The organism is Streptomyces luteolus (assembly GCF_029968015.1).
Taxonomy (GTDB): Bacteria; Actinomycetota; Actinomycetes; order Streptomycetales; family Streptomycetaceae; genus Streptomyces; species Streptomyces luteolus.
The window spans coordinates 74702-96356 of the sequence record NZ_JASCIS010000028.1; the positions used below are offsets into that span (position 1 = coordinate 74702).

Below are 21655 nucleotides of genomic sequence, written 5' to 3' on the forward strand. Positions count from 1 at the left end.
TTCAAGAATGAGGGGAGCGTACGTCGCCCATGCGGGCGGACGGGGCGCCGTTATGCGAATGGGATCAACGGGGCGTCAACGGGACGGCTACACCCAGGTGTCGAACCACATCCGCGCCCGCCATGAATCCATCGGAATCGGAGTTCCGGTGTAAATCGGCCAGAAGTAGATGAAGTTCCACACGATCAGCAGGACCAGGACGCCCGAGCCGACCGCGCCCACGATGCGGCGGCGTTCCGTCGAGCCGGGCGGGCCGAGGATCGCGCCGATCATCATCGCCACGGCCAGACACAGGAACGGCACGAAGACCACGGCGTAGAAGTAGAAGATCGTCCGCTCCTGGTACGCGAACCAGGGCAGGTACCCGGCCGCGATGCCGCACAGGATCGCGCCCGCCCGCCAGTCCCTGCGGAACAGCCAGCGCCACAGGACGTACGCCACGGCGAAGCAGCCCGCCCACCACAGCAGCGGGGTGCCGAGCGCGAGGACCTCCGCCGCGCACTTCTCGGCCACGTCCGCCGGGCAGCCGTCCACACCGGGCGAGGGGGACTCGTAGTAGTACGAGACGGGCCTGCCGAGGACCAGCCAGCTCCACGGGTTGGAGTCGTAGGTGTGGCCGGAGGTCAGTCCGATGTGGAACTGGTAGACCTCGTACTCGTAGTGCCACAGCGAGCGCAGCCAGTCCGGCAGGAACGTCCAGCTGCCGCCCTTGCCGTCGGTGGCGGCCCAGTTCCGGAAGTAGCCGTTGTCGCTGACGATCCAGCCCGTCCACGACACCACGTACGTGCCGATCGCCACCGGCACCGTCGACACGAACGCCGGGAGCACGTCCCGCTTCAGGACCGCGAGATACGGCCGTCCGGCCCCGGCGACGCGGCGGGCGCCGACGTCCCACAGGACCGACATCAGGGCGAACGCGGCCAGGATGTAGAGGCCGTTCCACTTCGTGGCGAAGGCGAGGCCCAGGCAGACCCCGGCCGCGATCCGCCAGGGGCGCCAGCCGAGGCGGGCGGTCTCGGCGATGTCCGCGTCAGGGCGGACCAACCCGTCCTCGTCCACCGGTAGTCGGGCGAGCAGCCGGGCCCGCGACCGGTCCCGGTCCACGACCAGGCAGCCGAACGCCGCCACCACGAAGAACATCAGGACCAGGTCGAGCAGCGCGGTCCGGCTCATCACGAAGTGCAGGCCGTCCACGGCGAGCAGCGCGCCCGCCAGGCAGCCGAGGAACGTCGAGCGGAACAGGCGCCGGCCGATCCGGCAGATCAGCAGCACCGACAGCGTGCCGAGCACGGCCGTCATGAACCGCCAGCCGAACGGCGTGAAGCCGTGCATCCACTCGCCGAGCCCGATGACCCACTTGCCGACCGGCGGATGCACCACGTACGCGGCGTCGGTGCCGAGCGGCACGTCCGAGCCGAGCCGGATGACCTCGTCGTTGTAGTCCTTGGGCCAGTTCACCTCGAAGCCGCGGTGCAGCAGCGCCCAGGCGTCCTTGGCGTAGTACGTCTCGTCGAATATCACCTTGTTCGGCCGGCCCAGGTGCCAGAACCGCAGGGCCCCCGCCACCAGGGCGACGAGCAGCGGACCGGCCCAGGCGAGCAGCCGGTTCAGGGGCGCGATCCGGTCAGCGCCCACCCCGAGCGCGGCCCAGACGCGGAGCCCGGGGTCGGGGTACGGCGGGACCAGCCGGGCCCGGACGTCGCCGCTGGGCCGCGCCGTGTACCCGAATCGCCGCAGCCGCGCCTGCCAGGCCGGCGGCCGGTCCTGATCGGCGGCTTCGGCGGCCGGTCCCGCTTGCGCGTCGGTGGAGTCCGTCGTGGACGCTGCACTGGTCACCGCGCCATCGTAGGGAACGCGGCCGGGTGAGCACGGGGGTACCGGCCTCCCGGGCGGGCCACGGCCGCATCCGCCGCGAGAGGGCTCCCGTATCCCTGCGAGGATGGGCCCGTGACAGCAGGAACGCTCGTACTCGCAGGCACCCCCATCGGCGACACCTCCGACGCCCCGCCGCGGCTCGCCGCCGAGCTGGAGACGGCGGACATCGTCGCCGCCGAGGACACCCGGCGCCTTCGCCGCCTCACGCAGGCGCTCGGGGTGCAGCCCGGCGGGCGGATCGTGTCGTACTTCGAGGGGAACGAGGCCGCCCGTACGCCGGAGCTGGTCGAGGCGCTCGCCGAGGGGGCGCGGGTGCTGCTCGTGACCGACGCCGGGATGCCGTCCGTGTCCGACCCCGGGTACCGGCTCGTCGCCGCCGCCGTCGAGCGGGACATCCGGGTGACCGCCGTGCCGGGTCCTTCCGCCGTGCTGACCGCGCTCGCGCTGTCCGGGCTCCCCGTGGACCGGTTCTGCTTCGAGGGGTTCCTGCCGCGCAAGGCGGGCGAGCGCCGCAGCCGCCTCGCCGAGGTCGCCGACGAGCGCCGCACCCTCGTCTACTTCGAGGCCCCGCACCGCCTCGACGACACCCTCGCCGCGATGGCCGAGGCCTTCGGCGGGCAGCGCCGCGCGGCCGTCTGCCGCGAGCTGACCAAGACGTACGAGGAAGTGAAGCGCGGACCGCTCGGCGAGCTCGCCGCCTGGGCCGCCGAGGGAGTACGCGGCGAGATCACCGTCGTCGTCGAGGGTGCCCCCGAGACCACCGAGGAGCTCGACGCGGACGAGCTGGTGCGGCGGGTGCGGGTGCGCGAGGAGGCGGGGGAGCGGCGCAAGGAGGCGATCGCCGCGGTGGCCGCCGACGCGGGCCTGCCCAAGCGTGAGGTGTTCGATGCCGTGGTCGCGGCGAAGAATGCGGCTCGCAGCGCGCCATCGGACGGCAAAGGACTATCGTGAAAGGCAAAGCGTAGGCCGCGCACCAGGCCTTTTCCGCATAGAGAAGGCCAAGAACGCTCCAATACTTCGACAGGCCTGATGCGCTCCCCCCGGGTGCGGGCGTCCACTGGTGTCAGGGACGCCGACCGTCCCGGTACGTGCTTGTCCAAAGGACAAGAGGAGCTGGCATGAGTGAGACCACCGGCCGCATCGCCACGGGTATGCCGCGCGAGGCCGTAGCCACCGTTCAAGAGTCGTACTCCTTCGCCTGTATGCGCTGCGGTCACGGCTGGGAGCAGTCGTTCGACATCGAGCACTTCGTCGACGGCGCGGGCAACGAGTTCGTGATGTACGTGGTCGACGGCCGGCGGGTGCCGTCCCCGCTGACCCGGCCCACCTGCATGAACTGCGGTGGCCATGTCGTACGGATCATGCGGGCGGGGCAGGTGTCCTCGGTCCAGAAGATCCCCTATGGGCAGCCGTTCGAGTACGCCGGTCAGTCCGCCCCGGAGCCGGAGGCCCCGGAGCCCGGCGCGGACGCCGCGCGCAAGTCGGAGCATCACTGGCACCTCTCCGATCTGCTGCGTCCCTTCCGGCACCAGCACAAGAACGACCACTGAGCGGGCCTTCGCAGGAACCGAACGGGCCTTCGTAGGATCGGAGGCATGAGCCCCAAGGACGTCAAGGACGCCAAAGACGCGCCGCCGCCGCTGCCGGAACCCCTGCGGGTTCCGGTCGCGGACTCGCACACCCACCTCGACATGCAGTCGGCGACCGTCGCCGAGAGCCTCGCCGACGCCGCGTCCGTCGGCGTGACGACGGTGATCCAGGTCGGCTGCGACCTCAAGGGCTCCCGCTGGGCGGCGGACACGGCGGCCGCGTACGAGGCCGTGCACGCCACGGTCGCCCTGCACCCCAACGAGGCGCCCCGGATCGTCCTCGGTGACCCTGGGGGCACCTCCCAGCCCCCCAGGGCTGGGGGAGGCTGGTCGAGGCAGGGCGCGCGCGAGCCCGGCGGGGACGCCGCGCTCGACGAGGCGCTCGCCGAGATCGACCGGCTCGCCGCCCTCCCGCAGGTCAAGGGCGTCGGCGAGACCGGACTCGACTACTTCCGCACCGGGCCCGAGGGCAAGGAGGCGCAGGAGCGGTCGTTCCGCGCGCACATCGAGATCGCCAAGCGGCACGGCAAGGCCCTCGTCATCCACGACCGCGAGGCGCACGCCGACGTGCTGCGCGTCCTCAAGGAGGAGGGCGCCCCCGAGCGCACCGTCTTCCACTGCTACTCCGGCGACGCCGCGATGGCCCGGATCTGCGCCGAGCGGGGCTACTACATGTCCTTCGCCGGCAACGTCACCTTCAAGAACGCGGGGCCCCTGCGGGACGCCCTGGACGCGGCGCCCCTCGACCTCGTCCTGGTCGAGACGGACGCGCCCTTCCTGACGCCCGCGCCCTACCGCGGTCGGCCTAACGCGCCCTATCTCATTCCGGTCACGCTACGGGCCATGGCCCAGGTCAAGGGCGTCGACGAGGACGCCATGGCGGAGGCCGTACGCGACAACACGGCGCGCGCATTTGATTACTGACGGATAACGGGCGCGGTGCGGAAGGGTGGGGCAACGCGGCGACGCTCCGTGACTGTCCGAGTGTGAAGAGTGACGGTCGGCCGTCTGCTCGGCTAGGTTCTGCTGGCCCGAGTTCGGACCGTTACTGGAGTGCTCGTCGTGAACGCTGAATGGCGCGGCTCGACCGTCGCACCGCCTCGGGGCTCCGCCCCGGACCCCGCTCCTCAATCGCCGGAGGGGCTGAGTTTGGGCCGAGCCGCAGCGCGCCGCGCCGCCCGGCGCAAGCGGAGCGCCGAACGCCCCGAGGCGCTGCGGCGACTGCTGCCGCAGGCCCTCGTCGTCGCCTTCCTCGCGGGCGGCACCACCGCGTTCGTCGCCAAGGACAAGGCCGTCCAGCTCTCCGTCGACGGCAAGCCGCGCACCCTGCACACCTTCGCGGACGACGTCGGCGAACTCATCGCCGACGAGGGCCTGCGCGTCGGCGCCCACGACATCGTCGCGCCCGCCCCCGGCACCCCGCTGGCCAGTGGCGACGAGGTCGTCGTCCGGTACGGAAGGCTCGTCCGCCTCACCCTCGACGGGGAACGCCGCCAGGTGTGGACGACGGCCCGCACCGTCGAGGAAGCGCTGCGCCGGCTCGGCGTGCGCGCGGAGGGCGCCTACCTGTCCGCCGACCGCTCGAAGCGGATCGCCCGCGGCGGCCTGGAACTCGACGTCCGCACCGAACGCACCGTGACCGTCATGGCCGACGGCCGCGAGCGCACCATCCGCACCAACGCCGCGACCGTACGCGAGGCCGTCGCCGAGGCCGGGATCTCGCTGCACGGGCAGGACACCACGTCCGTACCGCCCGAGTCCTTCCCGCGCGACGGCCAGACCCTCACCGTCCTGCGCGTCACCGGCAGCCGGGAGGTGCGCGAGGAGCCCATCGCCTTCGACGTGCGGCGCACCGACGACGCCATGCTCTACCGCGGCACCGAGGTCGTCGAGCGCGCCGGACGGCAGGGCGCCCGCCGCGTCACGTACGAGCTGCGCACCGTGAACGGCGTGCGGCAGCGGCCGCGGCGGATCGACTCGCAGCTGGTGCGCGCACCGCGGACCCAGCACGTGAAGGTCGGGACCCGGCCGCTGCCGACCAGCGTGCAGGGCGCCGACGGCCTCGACTGGAACGCGCTCGCGCGGTGCGAGTCCGGCGGCCGGCCCGACGCGGTGGACCCCTCGGGGACGTACGGCGGGCTCTACCAGTTCGACACCGGCACCTGGCAGAGCCTCGGCGGCACCGGCCGCCCCCAGGACGCGAGCGCGGCCGAGCAGACGTACCGCGCGAAGAAGCTGTACACGCAGCGCGGGGCGAGCCCCTGGCCGCACTGCGGGTCGCGGTTGTAGTCGCGGTTGCAGTCGCGGTTGTAGTCGCGGTTGTAAGGACCGTTTCCGCAGCCCCTTACGCTTGTGCGGTGAGCAACAGCCCCGACTCCCTCCTCGGCCCGGCCGACATCCGTGAACTGGCCGCCGCCCTCGGCGTACGCCCCACCAAGCAGCGCGGCCAGAACTTCGTCATCGACGCGAACACGGTCCGGCGCATCGTCCGCACCGCCGAGGTGCGCCCCGACGACGTGGTCGTGGAGGTCGGCCCGGGCCTCGGCTCGCTGACGCTCGCGCTCCTGGAGACCGCGGACCGGGTCACCGCCGTCGAGATCGACGACGTGCTCGCCGCCGCGCTGCCCGCCACCGTCGAGGCCCGCATGCCGGAGCGCGCCGACCGCTTCGCGCTCGTGCACTCCGACGCGATGCACGTCGACGCGCTGCCGGGCCCGGCGCCCACGGCACTCGTCGCGAACCTGCCGTACAACGTCGCGGTGCCCGTCCTGCTGCACATGCTGGCCACGTTCCCGACCATCGACCGCACGCTCGTCATGGTGCAGTCCGAGGTCGCCGACCGCCTCGCGGCCACCCCCGGCTCGAAGGTGTACGGGGTGCCCTCCGTGAAGGCCAACTGGTACGCGGACGTCAAGCGCGCCGGAGCGATCGGCCGCAACGTCTTCTGGCCCGCGCCGAACGTCGACAGCGGTCTGGTCTCCCTGGTCCGGCGCACCGAGCCGGTCGCGACGACGGCTTCCCGCGCGGAGGTGTTCGCCGTCGTCGACGCCGCGTTCGCCCAGCGCCGCAAGACGCTGCGCGCCGCCCTCGCGGGCTGGGCCGGTTCGGCCGCCGCAGCCGAGGCCGCGCTCGTCGCCGCCGGGGTCTCCCCGCAGGCGCGCGGCGAGTCCCTCACCGTCGAGCAGTTCGCGAAGATCGCCGAGAACCGGGGAGCAGGCCAGTGAGTGTGACCGTACGCGTACCCGCCAAGGTCAACGTCCAGCTCGCGGTGGGCGGTGCCCGCGCGGACGGCTTCCACGACCTGGCCAACGTCTTCCTGGCGGTCGGGCTTTACGACGAGGTCACGGCGACGCCCGCCGATGAGCTGCGGGTGACGTGTTCGGGCTCGGACGCCCATCAAGTCCCGCTGGACCGCGGCAATCTGGCGGCGCGGGCGGCCCTCGCGCTCGCGGAACGGCACGGCGTGGCCCCCGACGTGCATCTGCACATCGCGAAGGACATCCCCGTCGCGGGCGGTATGGCGGGCGGCAGCGCCGACGCGGCGGGTGCGCTGGTGGCGTGCGACGCGCTGTGGGGCACGAACGCCTCCCGGGACGAACTCCTCGGCATCTGTGCCGAGTTGGGCAGTGACGTGCCGTTCAGCCTGGTCGGCGGGGCGGCGCTGGGTACGGGGCGGGGCGAGGTGCTGACGCCGCTGGAGGTGGGCGGCACGTTCCACTGGGTTTTCGCCCTCGCGGACGGCGGCCTCTCCACCCCGGCCGTGTACCGCGAGTTCGACCGCCTCTGGGAGGGCCACGACGTCCCGGCCCCCGAGGCGTCGCCCGCGCTCATCGACGCCCTGCGCGCAGGGGACGCGGAGGCTCTCGCGGCCGTCCTGACCAACGACCTGGAGCCCGCCGCGCTCTCCCTCTTCCCCGCCCTGGAGCAGACGCTCGTGGCCGGCACGGACGGCGGCGCCCTCGCGGCCCTCGTCTCCGGCTCGGGCCCGACCACCGCGTTCCTCGCCCAGGACGCCGCGTCCGCGGAAGCCGTCGCCGAGGCCCTGCTGAAGTCGGACACCTGCCGCACGGTCCGCGTCGCCTCGGCCCCGGCGCCGGGTGCGACGGTTCTCGACCCGGCGGTCTAGACGTACGTACGACGTACGACTCAGGTACTCAGGCCCAGTTGAGTATCCGAGCCCTGTCGCCGTGCCCGGGCGGGCCGGGACGGTGGCGGGCATGGACTCCACCTCCGGCGCCACCGTCGCCCGCGCCACCGTCGCCCGCCTCGCAGCGGCCACCCCGGACACCCGGGACCGGTACATCGACCTGCTGCGCGTCGCCTCGCTCGGTGCCGTCGTGCTCGGGCACTGGCTGATGGCCGCCGTGGCCACCGGCCCGGGCGGGCGGGTCGAGGTGGGCAACCTGCTGGCCGTCGTCCCCGAGCTCCAACTGCTCACCTGGGTCCTGCAGATCATGCCGGTGTTCTTCTTCGTCGGCGGCTTCGCGCACGCCCGGTCGTACCGCTCGCTGCGCGGCAGGACCGGCCCCGCACAGCTGTACTCGACGTTCCTGCGGGGGCGGCTGTCGCGGCTCCTCCGCCCGACCCTCGTCTTCGTCCTGGTCTGGGGAACGGCCGCGCTGCTCGTCCAACTCCTCGGCGCGGGCGGGGGGTTGATCGACATCGCGTTGCGCCTGGTCGCGCAGCCGCTGTGGTTCATCGGCGTCTACCTCGCGATGGTCGCCTGCACGCCGCCGCTGCTCAGGGCGCACGAGCGGTGGGGCTGGGGCGTGTTCGGCGTGCTTCTGGGCGCCGCGGGCGCGGTCGACGTCCTGCGCTTCGCCCTCGGCGTCCCGTACGTGGAGTTCCTCAACTTCGCCCTCGTCTGGCTCGCCGTGCACCAGCTGGGCTTCCTGCGCGCGGACGGCCGGCTCGCCGTCCGGGGCGTGCCCGCCGCGCTGGCCGGGTGCGGGCTCGTGGGTGCGGTGGCCCTGGTGACGTACGGGCCGTATCCGCTGTCGATGGTCGGGATGCCCGGCGAGAAGATCTCCAACATGGCCCCGCCCACGTTCGCGCTGCTCTGCCACGGGCTGTGGCTGGTCGGCGCGGTCGAGCTGGTGCGGCGGCCGGTCGGGGCGTGGCTGCGGCGGCCGCGGGTGTGGCGCGGGGTGGTCGCCGCGAGCGGCATCGCCATGACCGCCTTCCTGTGGCACCTCACGGCGATGCTCGCGGTGTACGGCGCGCTCCTCGCCCTCGACGTCCCGCTGCCGGAGCCCGCGAGCGGGGGGTGGTGGGCGCAGGTGCCGGTGCGGGTGGTCGTGGCGGGGCTGGTCACGGCTCTGCTCGTGGCCGCGTTCCGCCGCTTCGAGCGGCCGGGCCCTGCCGCGGCGGCCACGGGCTCCGGGCCGCTGGCGGCCCTCGGCGTCACGCTCTGCCTGCTCGGCGTCCTCGGCCTGTCGATGGTCGGCTTCGGGGGGCTCCTGGAGGGCCGGACGGCGTTGCTGATCGCGGTGGAGGTGTCGGCGCCGGGGGCGGTGGGGATGGTGCTCGGGGGGTGGGCGCTGGTGTCCGGTACCCGGGGCTTCCTTCCCCTCCCCGCCCCTTCCCGAAAGTCCTGAGCGGACAGCTCCCGGGGCTCCGCCCCGGACCCCGGGCCGTCTTTCGGCTGCGGCGCCGCTGTGGCCGGTCGCGCAGTTCCCCGCGCCCCTGGAGATGCGGCGGGGAAAGCGCGGCGCAGCCGCAGCTTTTTCAGGGGCGCGGGGAACTGCGCGACCAGCCAGGACGGCGCCGCAGACGAACGACCGGCGACGAAATCAGCCCCTCCGGCGCTTGAGGAGCGGGGGCCCGGGGGCGGAGCCCCCTGGGGGTGAGCTTCGAGGGCAGGTGCGGGCAGCGACTACGCTGGGACGTCGATGTAAACCCTTCCCAGGAGTGAAATGGCCGTCAATCTGGTCAATGTCGAGGCAGTCAGCAAGGTGTACGGCACCCGTGCCCTGCTTGACGCGGTCTCCCTCGGCGTCTCCGAAGGGGACCGCATCGGCGTCGTCGGCCGCAACGGCGACGGCAAGACCACCCTCATCCGGATGCTCGCCAAGCTGGAGGAGGCCGACACCGGTCGCGTCACGCACAGCGGCGGCCTGCGTCTCGGCGTCCTCACGCAGCACGACTCGCTCGACCCCGAGGCCACCGTCCGGCACGAGGTCATCGGCGACATGGCCGACCACGAGTGGGCGGGCGACGCCAAGGTCAGGGACGTACTGACCGGGCTGTTCGGCGGGCTCGACCTGCCGGGCTTCGAGAAGGGGCTCGACACCGTCATCGGGCCGCTCTCCGGCGGTGAGCGCCGCCGTATCGCGCTCGCCCAGCTGCTGATCGCCGAGCAGGACCTGATCGTCCTCGACGAGCCCACCAACCACCTCGACGTGGAGGGCATCTCCTGGCTCGCCGGGCATCTGCGCACCCGCCGCTCGGCGCTCGTCTGCGTCACCCACGACCGCTGGTTCCTCGACCAGGTCTGCACCCGCATGTGGGACGTGCAGCGCGGCGACGTCTACGAGTACGAGGGCGGCTACAGCGACTACGTCTTCGCGCGGGCCGAGCGCGAGCGGATCGCGGCCACCGAGGAGGCCAAGCGGCAGAACCTGATGCGCAAGGAGCTGGCCTGGCTGCGGCGCGGCGCCCCCGCCCGTACGTCCAAGCCGCGCTACCGCATCGAGGCCGCCAACGAGCTGATCGCCGATGTGCCGCCGCCGCGCGACACCTCCGAGCTGATGAAGTTCGCCAGCGCCCGGCTCGGCAAGACGGTCTTCGACCTGGAGGACGTGACCGTACAGGCGGGCCCGAAGGTGCTGCTCAAGCATCTGACCTGGCAGCTCGGCCCCGGTGACCGCATCGGCCTGGTCGGTGTGAACGGCGCGGGCAAGACCTCGCTTCTCCGTACGCTCGCGGCGGCCGCCCGCAGCCAGGGCGAGGAGCAGCCAGTGGCGGGCAAGGTCGCGGTCGGCAAGACGGTGAAGCTGGCGTACCTCTCGCAGGAGGTCGCCGAGCTGGACCCGAACTGGCGGGTGCTGCAGGCCGTGCAGCAGGTCAAGGACCGGGTCGACCTCGGCAAGGGCCGGGAGCTGACCGCGGGCCAGCTCTGCGAGCAGTTCGGCTTCGGGAAGGAGAAGCAGTGGACGCCCGTGGGGGACCTGTCCGGTGGTGAGCGGCGGCGGCTGCAGATCCTGCGGCTGCTCATGGACGAGCCGAACGTGCTGTTCCTCGACGAGCCCACCAACGACCTCGACATCGAGACGCTGACGCAGCTGGAGGACGTGCTCGACGGCTGGCCGGGCTCGATGGTGGTCATCTCGCACGACCGGTTCTTCATCGAGCGCACCACGGACAGGGTGTTCGCCCTGCTCGGCGACGGCGCGCTGCGGATGCTGCCGCGCGGCATCGACGAGTACCTGGAGCGCAGGCACCGCATGGAGGAGGCGGCCGCGGCGACTCCGGCCGCGCCCTCTCAGCAGAGCTCGGCTCCGGTGAAGTCCTCGGCCGACGCCCGTGCCGCGAAGAAGGAACTCCAGAAGATCGAGCGGCAATTGGACAAGATCTCCGAAAAGGAGACAAAGCTCCACGCGCAGATCGCCGAGAACGCCACGGACTTCGGCCGCGTCGCCCAGCTCGACGCCGAGCTGCGTGAACTCGCCGGGGAGCGCGAGGAGTTGGAGATGCGGTGGCTGGAACTGGCGGAGGACGCCTCCTGAGCCCCTCCCGCAACGCCCCGCCCACGGCCCGCGCGAGGCGGTAACGACGGCATCACAGGCCGGTCCTCCCTTGGGAACAAGGGGGCGGCCGACGCGGCTGGATGTCAGCGGTCAGTGGTAGAAAGAAGTCCCGCTCGACTAGACACACAGGTACGGGGACAATGCCCGATTCGCTCCTTTCCGGGGGGATTTGACCAACGGAATTGCGGGGGAGGCCGGTTGGGTTGCGGGACCCGTGTGAAGAGGTACACCGCTGATGAGTCAGCCGCCCAGCCAGCCGCCGCAGCCGCCAGGCGGTGCCGGGGCACCGCAGGACCCTCAGCAGGGGATGTCCAAGGGGCCCGGTCAGCCGCCGCAGACACCCCCGGTGCCTCCGGCGCCGCCGTCCGCGCCGCCCACCACACCGCCGCCCGCGGCTCCGCCGGCCCCGCCCGCGGCCCCACCCGCCGCACCTCCCGGCACGCCGCCGCCCGCACAGCCCGGGTACGGCTACCCGCAGCCCGGCCAGCCCGCACAGCCCGGATACGGCTACCCGCAGCCCGGCCAGCCCGCCGCCGACAACCCGTACACCCAGGCGCAGCCGGGTCCGTACGGCCAGCCGGGGCAGCCCGGAGCGCCCGGCCAGGCGGCGTACGGATACCCGCAGCAGCCGCAGTACCCGGGTGCGCCCGCGCCCGGCATGCCCGGCGGCCCCGTCCCTCCCGGCGGCGGCTCGGGCAGCCCGTTCAAGGGCAAGCCCGCCGCCATCATCGGTGCGGCCCTCGCCGCGGTCCTCGTGATCGGCGGCGGCGTCTGGTTCGCTGCCAGCGGTGACGAGGAGCCGAAGAAGAAGCAGCCCATCGCCAAGGGCGGCGGCGACAACAAGCCGACCGACGCCGGCGAGGAGACCGCGGGCAGCCGCGACGGCGGCGAGGACGACCTCAACTCCGGCCGCAAGCCCGGCGAGGCGAAGGTCTGGGTCGCCAAGAACGACCTCGACACCCCGCGCAACGGCGCCGAGCTCATGAACATCTGGACCGTGGGCGACACCGTCGTCCAGGCCGGGTACAACGAGGTCACCGCCTTCAAGACGAGCGACGGCAGCAAGGCCTGGAGCGTCAAGCTGCCGCACGCCGTGTGCGACACCCCGCCCCGCCCCTCCGAGGACGGCATGGTCGTCGTGGCCTACAAGGACACGGACAACCGGGAGAAGAGCAAGTGCAACCAGCTCCAGATGATCGACCTCAACACGGGTGAGAAGGGCTGGCAGAAGAAGACCGAGACGGGCGGCCTCTTCGACTCGACCGTCACGCTCGACCTGGAGATCGCCGGCGAGAACGTGATGGTGGCCCGCTCCCAGTCCGGCAGCGCGTACAGCCTGAAGGACGGCAAGGAGCAGTACACCCTGAAGAAGGACCGGGGCTGCTTCCCCAACTCCTTCGCCGCCGACGGGGATTCGGTGCTCGCCGTCGACTCCTGCCTGGCCCAGCCGGACAAGAACGAGCAGCTCAAGTCGATCGACCCGAAGACCGGCAAGGTCAAGTGGCGCTTCATGACGCCCAAGGGCTTCGAGGTGCAGAAGGTCTACTCGGTCAAGCCGCTCGTCGTCTCCCTGGTGAACCGGGACGACAAGTCCTGGAACATCGTCGCGTTCAAGGACAACGGCAAGGTCCGCTCGCAGCTCGACGGCGGCAAGGACTCGTTCACGCAGCGCTGCGGCCTGTCCATCCTGGAGAAGGAGCTGCAGAGCTGCCAGGGCATGGTCGCCACCGACGACCTCTTCTTCATGGCCACCGAGACGAAGAAGTCCGGCGACTACGACCGCAGCAACGAGATCATCGCTTTCGACCTCGACAGCGGAAAGCCCAAGTGGCGCGGCAAGACCGAGGACCCGCGCTCGCTCCTCCCGCTGTCCGCGGACGCCTCCGGCAACCTCGTCGCGTACGTCGAGCCGACCTTCGACAAGCCGGGCCAGACCGTGCGGTTCGGCCCGGACGGAGGCAAGCCGAAGCTGCTCCTCCAGCACCCGGAGACCACGGCGAGTGTCGAGAACTCCCTGGTCGGCATGGGACAGATGGCCTATGCGGACGGCCGGTTCTACGCCACGTCCTCGCGGCTGATGGGCCGTGACGGCGAGGAGGAGACCCGCATGCTCTCCTTCGGCAAGTGACCCCCGGGGGCCCGCCGTCCGGATCCGGCTGATCCGCGCGGCAGGCCCCCGCCGCACGCCCGCCCGCACTCCCTCCGTACCGCTCAGGCAGCCGTAGCCGTACCGCACAGGCAGACAGGTAGACGACAGATGACCCAGCCGCCGCAGCCGCCCCAGCCGCCGAACGACCCCCGCAAGGACGGCTTCGGCGCCCCGCAGAGCCCGCCGCCCGGCGGTGGTTTCGGCGCCCCGCCGCCGCCCGCTCCCGGCACGCCGCCGCCCCCGGCCCCCGGCACGCCCCCGCCCGCCCAGCCGCCGGGCCCGCCGCCCGGCCAGCCGGCGTACGGCTACCCGCAGGCGCCCGGCACCCCGCCGCCGCCCGCCCCGGGCACGCCCCCGCAGGGCCAGCCGGGCCAGCAGGGGTACGGCTACCCGGCCCCCGGCCAGCAGCCGCCGTACGGCTACCAGCAGTACCCGCAGCCGGTGACGCAGCCCATGGGCGGTCCCGGTGGCCCCGGCGGCCCCGGTGGCGGCAAGAAGTTCAACGCGCAGCTGACGATCATCGTCGCGGCGGTCGTCGCGGTCGCGCTGATCGTCGGCGGCGGTTTCTGGTACGCGTCCTCCGGTGACGAGCCGAAGGAAGAGGCGAAGACCGGCGAAGGCGGTTCCGGCGGCAAGGGCGGCGACAGCGGCCCGGCCGGGGGCGGCGGCGACGAGAAGGTGCCGTCGGACACCTCCGCCCAGGTCCGCTTCCAGCTGCCCGCGCCGAAGGTCGGCGAGGACACCACGCTCAGCGTCAAGGGCTCCTGGCTCACCGACGACGCGTACGTGAAGAGCGGCGACAGCAAGATCGTCGGGTACGGGCCGAAGGACGGCAAGGAGCTCTGGACGCTGCCGCTGTCCGGGCCGACCTGCGCCGGCTCCCGCCAGGTCTCCGAGGACGGCCTGGCCGCCGTGGTCTTCGAGGCCGAGGGCAAGAAGGAGTACAACGGCTGCAGCCAGATCGCCGTCTTCGACACCAAGACCGGCGACAAGCTGTGGCAGGAGAGCGTCAGCGACGGCGGCGGCAAGGCGGACTTCCAGGAGGTCGTGATCTCCGGTGAGACCGTCGCGGTCGGCGGCGGCACGGACGGCGGCGCCGCCTTCGAGCTGAAGTCCGGCAAGCCCCGCTGGACGCCCAAGCCCTCGGACACCTGCAAGGACGCCGGGTACGCCGGCGGCGAGCAGCTCGTCGCGGTCCGCAAGTGCGGCTCGTACGACAACCCGCGGCTTGAGGTCCAGCTGATCGACCCGACGTCCGGCACTCCCAAGTGGACGTACAAGCTGCCCGCCGGCATCGACAACGCCAAGGTGATGTCGACGAAGCCGGTGGTGTTCGGCGTGGACTCGACCGACATCACCGCGTCCGGCGTCTCGGACATCTTCGCCCTGGACGAGGCGGGCAAGCTGCGCAGCAAGGCCGCGCTCGGCGAGCGCGAGTACCAGCTCGACTGCGATGTGAACATGGTCCAGGAGTGCTCGGGCGTCGTCGTCGGCAACGACCGGGTGTACGTCCCGACGGCCCAGCACCAGGGCAGCGGTGAGTACGGCATGACCAACGAGATCATCTCCTTCGACCTGGCCACCGGAAAGACGGTCGGCCCGAAGGCGGACGCGGGCGAGCGGTACCAGATGCTGCCGCTGCGGATGGACGGCACGAACATCCTCGCGTACAAGATCCCGCCGTACGACAAGGGCGGTCAGGTCGTCACCATCGACCCGAAGACCGGCAAGCAGACGGTGCTCCTGGAGAACCCGGCGCAGGAGGACATCCGGGACGCCGAGACGCAGTACTCCCTGCCGGACGGCGCCGAGATGCTCTACGGCAACGGCGGCCTCTACATCTCGGACAAGCTGATGTCGAAGCCCAGCGCGTCCGACACCAGCAAGCGGCACCTCGCCGTGGTGTTCGGCACCGACTGAGCGCCCCCGCGCGCGCACTTCACGGCGGGCCGCCCCTCTCCACCGGAGGGAGGCGGCCCGCCGTCGCTTGCGCGGAGCGGGGATTTCCGGCTCTCGGGGCGGACCGGAGGTTGAAGACCGGGTCCAGGGGGGCGCGCGACGTCGAACGAGCGTGTAGCTTCCGGGGAACGGCGGACCGGGGGGTGCCGCCTTCGACGGGTCGCCGGGGATCTGGGGGTAGCGCGATGGTGGTGCGGCTCATGGTGGTCGACGATCACCGTCTGCATGCCGAGGCGCTCGCCTCGGCGCTGAAGCTGCGCGGCCACCGGGTGCTGGCCGCGGCGGCGCCGGCCGCCGGAGCGGCGGAACTCGTGGTGCAGCGGGCGCCGGAGGTCTGCGTCCTCGGCACGGCGGCACCGGCGGAGCCGGGCGCGTTCGACCCGGTGGCGCGGATCAAGCGGGACCGGCCGCAGGTGGCGGTCCTGGTCCTCGGCCCGGTGCCGTCGCCGCGCGGCATAGCGGCCGCGTTCGCGGCGGGCGCCTCGGGTTACGTACGGCACGACGAGCGCATCGAGGGCGTCGAGCGGGCCATCATGAAGGCCCGGGCGGGGGAGGCGGCGGTGGCCCCGGCGCTGCTGCGGGGCGCGTTCGCGGACCTGCTCAACCCGCCGGCCAAGGCCGACGACGAGGGCCACCGGCTGCTGCAGCTGCTCACGCCCCGCGAGGTCGAGGTCCTGGTGCGGGTCGCGGACGGCGAGGACACCCGGCTGATCGCGGCGGGCATGGGCATAGCGCCGAGCACGGCCCGTACGCACGTCCAGCGGGTCCTGATGAAACTGGACGTCGGCTCCCGCCTGGAGGCGGCGGCGCTCGCGGCGCGTACGGGCCTGCTCGACCGGGCGGTTACGGCGACTGTTCCCCGGGCTCCGACGGCACCGGCGCTACCGCCGGACGGAGCTTGAGCCACACCAGGAAGAAGAGCCCGAGCGCCAGCATGGCCAGGCCGGTCCACAGGTTGATGTTGATGTCCTGGGCCTTCTTCAGGTCGGCGTCGGACGCGGTGATCCCGGCGATGGTCACGATCACGCCGTAGACCACGAACAGGCCGCCGATGATGCGCCGGATGTCGAAGAGACGGGCGGCGGTGGCGGACTTGGCCTCCAACTCGGAGACTTCGCGCTGCAGTTCAGACATTCTCTGGGCCTCCGATCAGATCAGAACGAGTACGGGATGTAGCAGGCGGCGGCGAGGACGATCGCGCCCCAGCCGAGCAGGGCGGGCTTGCGGTACCAGACCTGATCGCCCTCCTGAGGAAGCTCCTCCATGCCGGGCGACTTGGTGCCGTACACCAGACCGGCCAGCTCGGCCTCCGGCTTGGGCGCGGTGAACAGGGTGACGAGGACCATGACCACGGCACCGGCGGCGAAGCCGACGATCGCGGAGACGAAGTTGGCGCCCTGGTCGGAGGGGATGTCGATGACGCCCTGCTTGTAGATGACGAAGTAGTTGACCATCGCGGCCGAGGTGCCCGCGACCAGACCCCAGACACCGGACTTCATGGAGGCCCGCTTCCAGAACATGCCGATGATGAAGACCACGAACATCGGCACGTTGAAGAAGGAGAACAGGGTCTGCAGGTACCCCATGATGTTGCTGAAGCTGGCGGCGAGGAAGGCCGTGCCGATGGAGGCCATCACACCGATCGCGGTGATGAGCCGCCCGAACTTCAAGTAGTACGTGTCCTCCCGGCCCTTGACCACGTACTTCGCCCAGATGTCCGCGGTGAACACGGTGTTGAAGGACGAGACGTTCGCGGCCATGCCCGCCATGAACGCGGCGAGCAGACCGGTCACGGCTATCCCGAGCACGCCGTTGGGCAGCAACTCCTGCATGAGCAGCGGGATCGCGTCGTTGTACGTGAGGTCGGAGCCCGCGGTGCCGATCTTCGGGACGAGGACGGCGGCGACCAGGCCGGGGATCATCACGATGAACACGATGAAGATCTTCGGGAACGCGGCGATCAGCGGGGTGCGCTTGGCGGCGGACAGGTTCTTCGCGGACAGGGCGCGCTGCACCTCGGCGAAGTTGGTCGTCCAGTACCCGAAGGAGAGCACGAAGCCGAGGCCGAGCACGATGGTCAGCCAGTTCGCGCCGAGCGGGTTGGGGTCACCGATGCCCGTACCGCCCCAGGCCGTCATGAAGTCGCCGCCGTGCCGCTCGGTCAGCGAGCCGGTCAGGCCGTCCCAGCCGCCGACCCGCTTCAGGCCGAGGATGGTGAGCGGGATGAGCGCGGCGAGGATCACGAAGAACTGCAGGACCTCGTTGTAGATCGCCGAGGAGAGACCGCCGATCGTGATGTACGCGAGCACGAAGAAGCCCGCGACGACGATGGACACCCACTGCGGCCAGCCGAGGAGCGCCTCGACGACGATCGACAGGGCGTACAGGTTGACGCCCGCGATCAGGATCGAGGCGAAAGCGAACAGCACCGAACTCAGCAGGTGTGCGGACTTGTCGAACCGCTGGAGCAGGAACTCGGGCACGCTTCGGACCTTGGAGCCGTAGTAGAACGGCATCATCACCAGGCCCAGGAAGACCATGGCCGGGATGGCGCCGATCCAGTACCAGTGCACGACGGCCACGCCGTACTGCGCGCCGGTGGCGGCCATGCCCAGGATCTCGGTGGCGCCCAGGTTGGCGGCCACGAAGGCCAGGCCCGTGACCCAGGCGGGCAGCGAGCGCCCGGAGAGGAAGAAGTCGAGGCTGGTCTTCACGCTGCGCCGGGCGGCGAAACCGATGCCCAGGACGACGGCGAAGTAGATCGCCAGGATCGCGTAATCCAGCCCGTTGGTGGGGAGCCGTAGCCCTTCGGCCAAGTAGTGCATGGGGGGTCTCTCGCTTCGTCGCGCGAACTGATCAGACCGGAACCTACGCCCCCAGCTTCAGAAACTGAACACTTGTGTTGGTGTTCTTTGTTTGATTGTGATCGAGGGCGGCATGCGGGGCCGCAGTGAGAGGCCGCAAAGGATCTTCCGTTGACGGGGCTGTTGGCTTGTGGTTTGTTATGTTCGTTTCTGTTTGGTGGTTGTGATGGGGGAGTCCCTGACGTGAAGAAGACCTCGACCCGGCTCGCCGACGGTCGTGAGCTCATCCACTACGACGCGCGCGACGACGCGGCCCGCACGGCCTTCGACCGCCGCCCCCTCGACCCCGTCGCCACCAGCTCCGAGATCCGCGAGGACCCCCTGCTCGGCGACTTCGTCGCCATCGCCTCGCACCGCCAGGCCCGCACCTACCACCCGCCGGCCGACGAATGCCCCCTGTGCCCCTCCGAGGGCGACCGGCTCACCGAGATCCCGGACTCCTCGTACGACGTCGTCGTCTTCGAGAACCGCTTCCCGTCCCTCGCCGGTGACTCCGGGCGCTGCGAGGTCGTCTGCTTCACCTCCGACCACGACGCGTCCTTCGCCGACCTCGGCGACGAGCAGGCCGGGCTCGTCCTGGACGCCTGGACCGACCGCACCGCCGAGCTGTCGCATCTGCCGTCCGTCGCCCAGGTCTTCTGCTTCGAGAACCGCGGCGCCGAGATCGGCGTGACCCTCGGCCACCCGCACGGCCAGATCTACGGCTACCCGGACGTCACCCCGCGCACCGCCCTGATGCTCCGCAACCTCGCCGCCCACCGCGAGCGGACCGGCCGTAACCTCTTCGACGACGTCCTCGCCCGCGAATCCGCCGCCGAGCGCGTCGTCCTGGAGGGCGAGCACTGGATCGCGTACGTCCCGCACGCCGCGCACTGGCCGTACGAGGTGCATCTGCACCCCAAGCGCCGCGTGCCCGACCTGCTCGCCCTGGACGAGGACGCGCGCACCGAGTTCCCGCGGCTCTATCTGGAACTCCTGCGGCGCTTCGACCGGATCTTCGGCCCCGGTGAACCGCCCACGCCGTACATCTCCGCCTGGCACCAGGCGCCGTTCACGGACCTGGGGGCGTACGGGGTGAGCCGCGACGAGTTCGCGCTCCACCTCGAGCTTTTCACCATTCGCCGCACTTCCGGCAAGCTGAAGTTCCTCGCGGGTTCCGAATCCGGCATGAACGTGTTCATCAACGACGTGCCGCCGGAGACCGCGGCCGAGCGACTGCGAGAGGTAGCGAGTAAATGAGCGGTAGGTACGGGAAGTATCTGGTCACCGGTGGCGCGGGTTATGTCGGCAGCGTCGTGGCCGCCCATCTCCTGGAGGCCGGCCACTCCGTGACCGTGCTCGACAACCTCTCCACGGGCTTCCGCGAGGGCGTGCCCGCGGGCGCCGAGTTCATCGAGGGCGACATCCGCGATGCCGCCAAGTGGCTGGACTCCAGCTATGACGGCGTCCTGCACTTCGCCGCGTTCTCGCAGGTCGGCGAGTCCGTCGTGAAGCCCGAGAAGTACTGGGAGAACAACGTCGGCGGCACCATGGCGCTGATCGCCGCGATGCGCACGGCCGGCGTACGCAAGCTGGTCTTCTCCTCCACGGCCGCCACCTACGGCGAGCCGGACGAGGTCCCGATCCGCGAGTCCGCGCCGACCGCGCCCACCAACCCGTACGGCGCCTCCAAGCTCGCCGTCGACCACATGATCACCGGCGAGTGCGCCGCGCACGGCCTCGCCGCGGTCTCGCTGCGCTACTTCAACGTGGCGGGGGCGTACGGGGAGTTCGGTGAGCGGCACGACCCCGAGTCGCACCTCATCCCGCTCGTCCTCCAGGTCGCGCAGGGCCGCCGCGAGGCCATCTCCGTCTTCGGCGACGACTACCCGACGCCGGACGGCACGTGCGTACGCGACTACATCCACGTCGCCGACCTCGCCGAGGCGCACCTGCTCGCGGTGACCGCCGCGACCCCCGGCGAGCACCTGATCTGCAACCTGGGCAACGGCAACGGCTTCTCGGTGCGCGAGGTCGTCGAGACCGTCCGGCAGGTCACCGGCCACCCGATCCCCGAGGTCATGGCCCCGCGCCGCGGCGGCGACCCGGCCGTCCTCGTCGCCTCCGCGAGCGCCGCGCGCGAGAAGCTCGGCTGGAACCCGTCCCGCGCGGACCTCGCGGGCATCGTCGCCGACGCCTGGGCGTTCGCGCAGCGCTCTTCGGGGGCGGGCGAGTGACCGTCACCGAGACCTTCTCGACGCTCTACGGACACGCCCCGGACGGCGTCTGGACGGCCCCCGGCCGCGTCAACCTGATCGGCGAACACACCGACTACAACGACGGCTTCGTGATGCCCTTCGCGCTGCCGCACACCGCGACCGCCGCGGTCCGCCGCCGCGACGACGGCGTGCTGCGCCTGCACTCCGCGGACATCGACGGCGCTCCGGTCGAGCTGCGCCTCGACACACTCACCCCTTCCGCCCGCTGGACGGACTACGTCGCGGGCGTCGCCTGGGCGCTGCGCGACGCCGGGCACCCGGTGGGCGGCGCCGACGTGCACATCGAGTCGACGGTGCCGACCGGCGCTGGCCTGTCCTCCTCGGCGGCCCTGGAGGTGGTCACCGCCCTCGCGTTGAACGACCTGTACGAACTCGGCCTCCAGCGGTGGCAGTTGGCCCGCCTCTGCCAGCGTGCCGAGAACGTCTTCGTGGGCGCGCCCACCGGCATCATGGACCAGACCGCGTCGGCCTGCTGCACGGACGGCCACGCCCTGTTCCTCGACACCCGCGACCTCGCGCAGCGCCAGATCCCCTTCGACCTGGGGGCGTTGGGCCTGCAACTCCTCGTCGTCGACACCCAGGTCAAGCACGCCCACAGCGACGGCGAGTACGGCAAGCGCCGCGCGGGCTGCGAGACGGGGGCGGCGTCCCTCGGCGTGACGGCACTGCGCGACATCGCGTACGAGGACCTGGACGCCGCGCTCGGCCGGCTCGACGACGCGGAGGTGCGGCGCCTGGTCCGGCACATCGTCACGGAGAACCGGCGCGTGGAGCGGGTTATCGAGCTGCTCTCGGCGGGCGACGTCCGCGCGATCGGCCCCGTCCTCACCGAGGGCCACGCCTCGCTGCGGGACGACTTCCGCATCTCCTGCACGGAGCTGGACCTGGTGGTCGACACGGCGCTGTCGTCCGGTGCGCTCGGGGCGCGGATGACGGGGGGCGGGTTCGGGGGCTCGGCGATCGTGCTGGTGGAGGTGTCCTCGGCGGACGGCGTGACGAAGGCGGTCGAGGTGGCGTTCGACGGGGCGGGCCTCGCGGCTCCCCGCGTCTTCACTGCGGTCCCGTCGCCGGGCGCACGTCGACTGGCGTGATCTTTCCCCCACCCCGCCCCTTCCCGACTGTGCCGATATGCGGCTGGCGCCGCGTGGCTGCGGCGCTTCGGGGGCCAGCCCCCGGACCCCCGCTCCTCAATCGCCGGAGGGGCTGAATTGTG

Annotated in this window: 17 protein-coding genes; 14 read left to right on the plus strand and 3 right to left on the minus strand. The window is 71.7% G+C overall.

Annotation, left to right across the window (positions count from 1 at the left end; genetic code table 11):
• Positions 1–87: 87 nt before the first annotated feature.
• On the minus strand, positions 88–1836 hold the full coding sequence (locus QIT00_RS25225; RefSeq protein ID WP_282537669.1) for a dolichyl-phosphate-mannose--protein mannosyltransferase: 1749 nt from the start codon (positions 1834–1836) through the stop codon (positions 88–90).
• 111 nt (positions 1837–1947) lie between these two features.
• Here QIT00_RS25225 and rsmI point away from each other — a divergent pair, with 111 nt between their 5' ends.
• From rsmI to QIT00_RS25280, 11 genes are all read left to right on the plus strand, one after another.
• Positions 1948–2826 carry a 16S rRNA (cytidine(1402)-2'-O)-methyltransferase gene (gene rsmI, locus QIT00_RS25230; RefSeq protein WP_282537670.1) on the plus strand — a complete coding sequence of 293 codons (879 nt, stop codon included), beginning with the start codon at positions 1948–1950 and terminating at the stop codon, positions 2824–2826.
• Positions 2827–2993: 167 nt separating this feature from the next.
• Complete coding sequence (locus tag QIT00_RS25235) at positions 2994–3425, plus strand: hypothetical protein (RefSeq protein ID WP_282537671.1); 432 nt, start codon at positions 2994–2996, stop codon at positions 3423–3425.
• Positions 3426–3470: 45 nt separating this feature from the next.
• The gene (locus tag QIT00_RS25240) at positions 3471–4388 is read left to right on the plus strand and encodes a TatD family hydrolase (protein WP_282537672.1); all 918 of its coding nucleotides are present in this window, start codon (positions 3471–3473) and stop codon (positions 4386–4388) included.
• A gap of 129 nt (positions 4389–4517) precedes the next feature.
• Positions 4518–5753 (plus strand): ubiquitin-like domain-containing protein, encoded by a 1236-nt coding sequence (locus QIT00_RS25245; RefSeq protein WP_408909848.1) that lies wholly within the window; start codon positions 4518–4520, stop codon positions 5751–5753.
• Between the two features lie 68 nt (positions 5754–5821).
• Positions 5822–6688, plus strand: coding sequence for a 16S rRNA (adenine(1518)-N(6)/adenine(1519)-N(6))-dimethyltransferase RsmA (rsmA, locus tag QIT00_RS25250; RefSeq protein ID WP_282537673.1), 867 nt, complete (start codon positions 5822–5824; stop codon positions 6686–6688).
• Positions 6685–7590, plus strand: coding sequence for a 4-(cytidine 5'-diphospho)-2-C-methyl-D-erythritol kinase (locus tag QIT00_RS25255; RefSeq protein WP_282537674.1), 906 nt, complete (start codon positions 6685–6687; stop codon positions 7588–7590). Before rsmA ends, QIT00_RS25255 begins: the two co-directional genes overlap by 4 nt.
• Before the next feature lie 91 nt (positions 7591–7681).
• Positions 7682–9061 carry an acyltransferase family protein gene (locus QIT00_RS25260; RefSeq protein ID WP_282537675.1) on the plus strand — a complete coding sequence of 460 codons (1380 nt, stop codon included), beginning with the start codon at positions 7682–7684 and terminating at the stop codon, positions 9059–9061.
• A 318-nt stretch (positions 9062–9379) separates the two neighbouring features.
• The gene (locus QIT00_RS25265; RefSeq protein WP_282537676.1) at positions 9380–11191 is read left to right on the plus strand and encodes an ABC-F family ATP-binding cassette domain-containing protein; all 1812 of its coding nucleotides are present in this window, start codon (positions 9380–9382) and stop codon (positions 11189–11191) included.
• A 256-nt stretch (positions 11192–11447) separates the two neighbouring features.
• Positions 11448–13340, plus strand: coding sequence for an outer membrane protein assembly factor BamB family protein (locus tag QIT00_RS25270; protein ID WP_282537677.1), 1893 nt, complete (start codon positions 11448–11450; stop codon positions 13338–13340).
• Between the two features lie 129 nt (positions 13341–13469).
• Positions 13470–15281: an outer membrane protein assembly factor BamB family protein gene (locus tag QIT00_RS25275; protein WP_282537678.1), complete on the plus strand. Its 1812-nt coding sequence runs from the start codon at positions 13470–13472 to the stop codon at positions 15279–15281.
• A 224-nt stretch (positions 15282–15505) separates the two neighbouring features.
• Positions 15506–16222 carry a response regulator transcription factor gene (locus QIT00_RS25280; protein ID WP_282537679.1) on the plus strand — a complete coding sequence of 239 codons (717 nt, stop codon included), beginning with the start codon at positions 15506–15508 and terminating at the stop codon, positions 16220–16222.
• Here QIT00_RS25280 and QIT00_RS25285 read toward each other — a convergent pair.
• A complete protein-coding gene (locus QIT00_RS25285; RefSeq protein WP_282537680.1) occupies positions 16164–16454 on the minus strand; it encodes a hypothetical protein in 291 nt (96 codons plus the stop codon). The genes QIT00_RS25280 and QIT00_RS25285 overlap by 59 nt on opposite strands.
• A 20-nt stretch (positions 16455–16474) precedes the next feature.
• Positions 16475–18145 carry a sodium:solute symporter family protein gene (locus QIT00_RS25290; protein WP_282537681.1) on the minus strand — a complete coding sequence of 557 codons (1671 nt, stop codon included), beginning with the start codon at positions 18143–18145 and terminating at the stop codon, positions 16475–16477.
• A gap of 222 nt (positions 18146–18367) precedes the next feature.
• Here QIT00_RS25290 and galT point away from each other — a divergent pair, with 222 nt between their 5' ends.
• From galT to galK, 3 genes are read left to right on the plus strand one after another with little or no spacing between them, the layout of a single operon-like run.
• Complete coding sequence (galT, locus tag QIT00_RS25295; protein WP_282537682.1) at positions 18368–19423, plus strand: galactose-1-phosphate uridylyltransferase; 1056 nt, start codon at positions 18368–18370, stop codon at positions 19421–19423.
• Entirely contained in the window at positions 19420–20400 is a 981-nt protein-coding gene (galE, locus tag QIT00_RS25300; RefSeq protein ID WP_282537683.1) for a UDP-glucose 4-epimerase GalE, read from the plus strand. Before galT ends, galE begins: the two co-directional genes overlap by 4 nt.
• Positions 20397–21533 (plus strand): galactokinase, encoded by a 1137-nt coding sequence (gene galK / locus QIT00_RS25305; RefSeq protein WP_282537684.1) that lies wholly within the window; start codon positions 20397–20399, stop codon positions 21531–21533. Before galE ends, galK begins: the two co-directional genes overlap by 4 nt.
• The last annotated feature ends 122 nt before the right edge of the window (positions 21534–21655 follow it).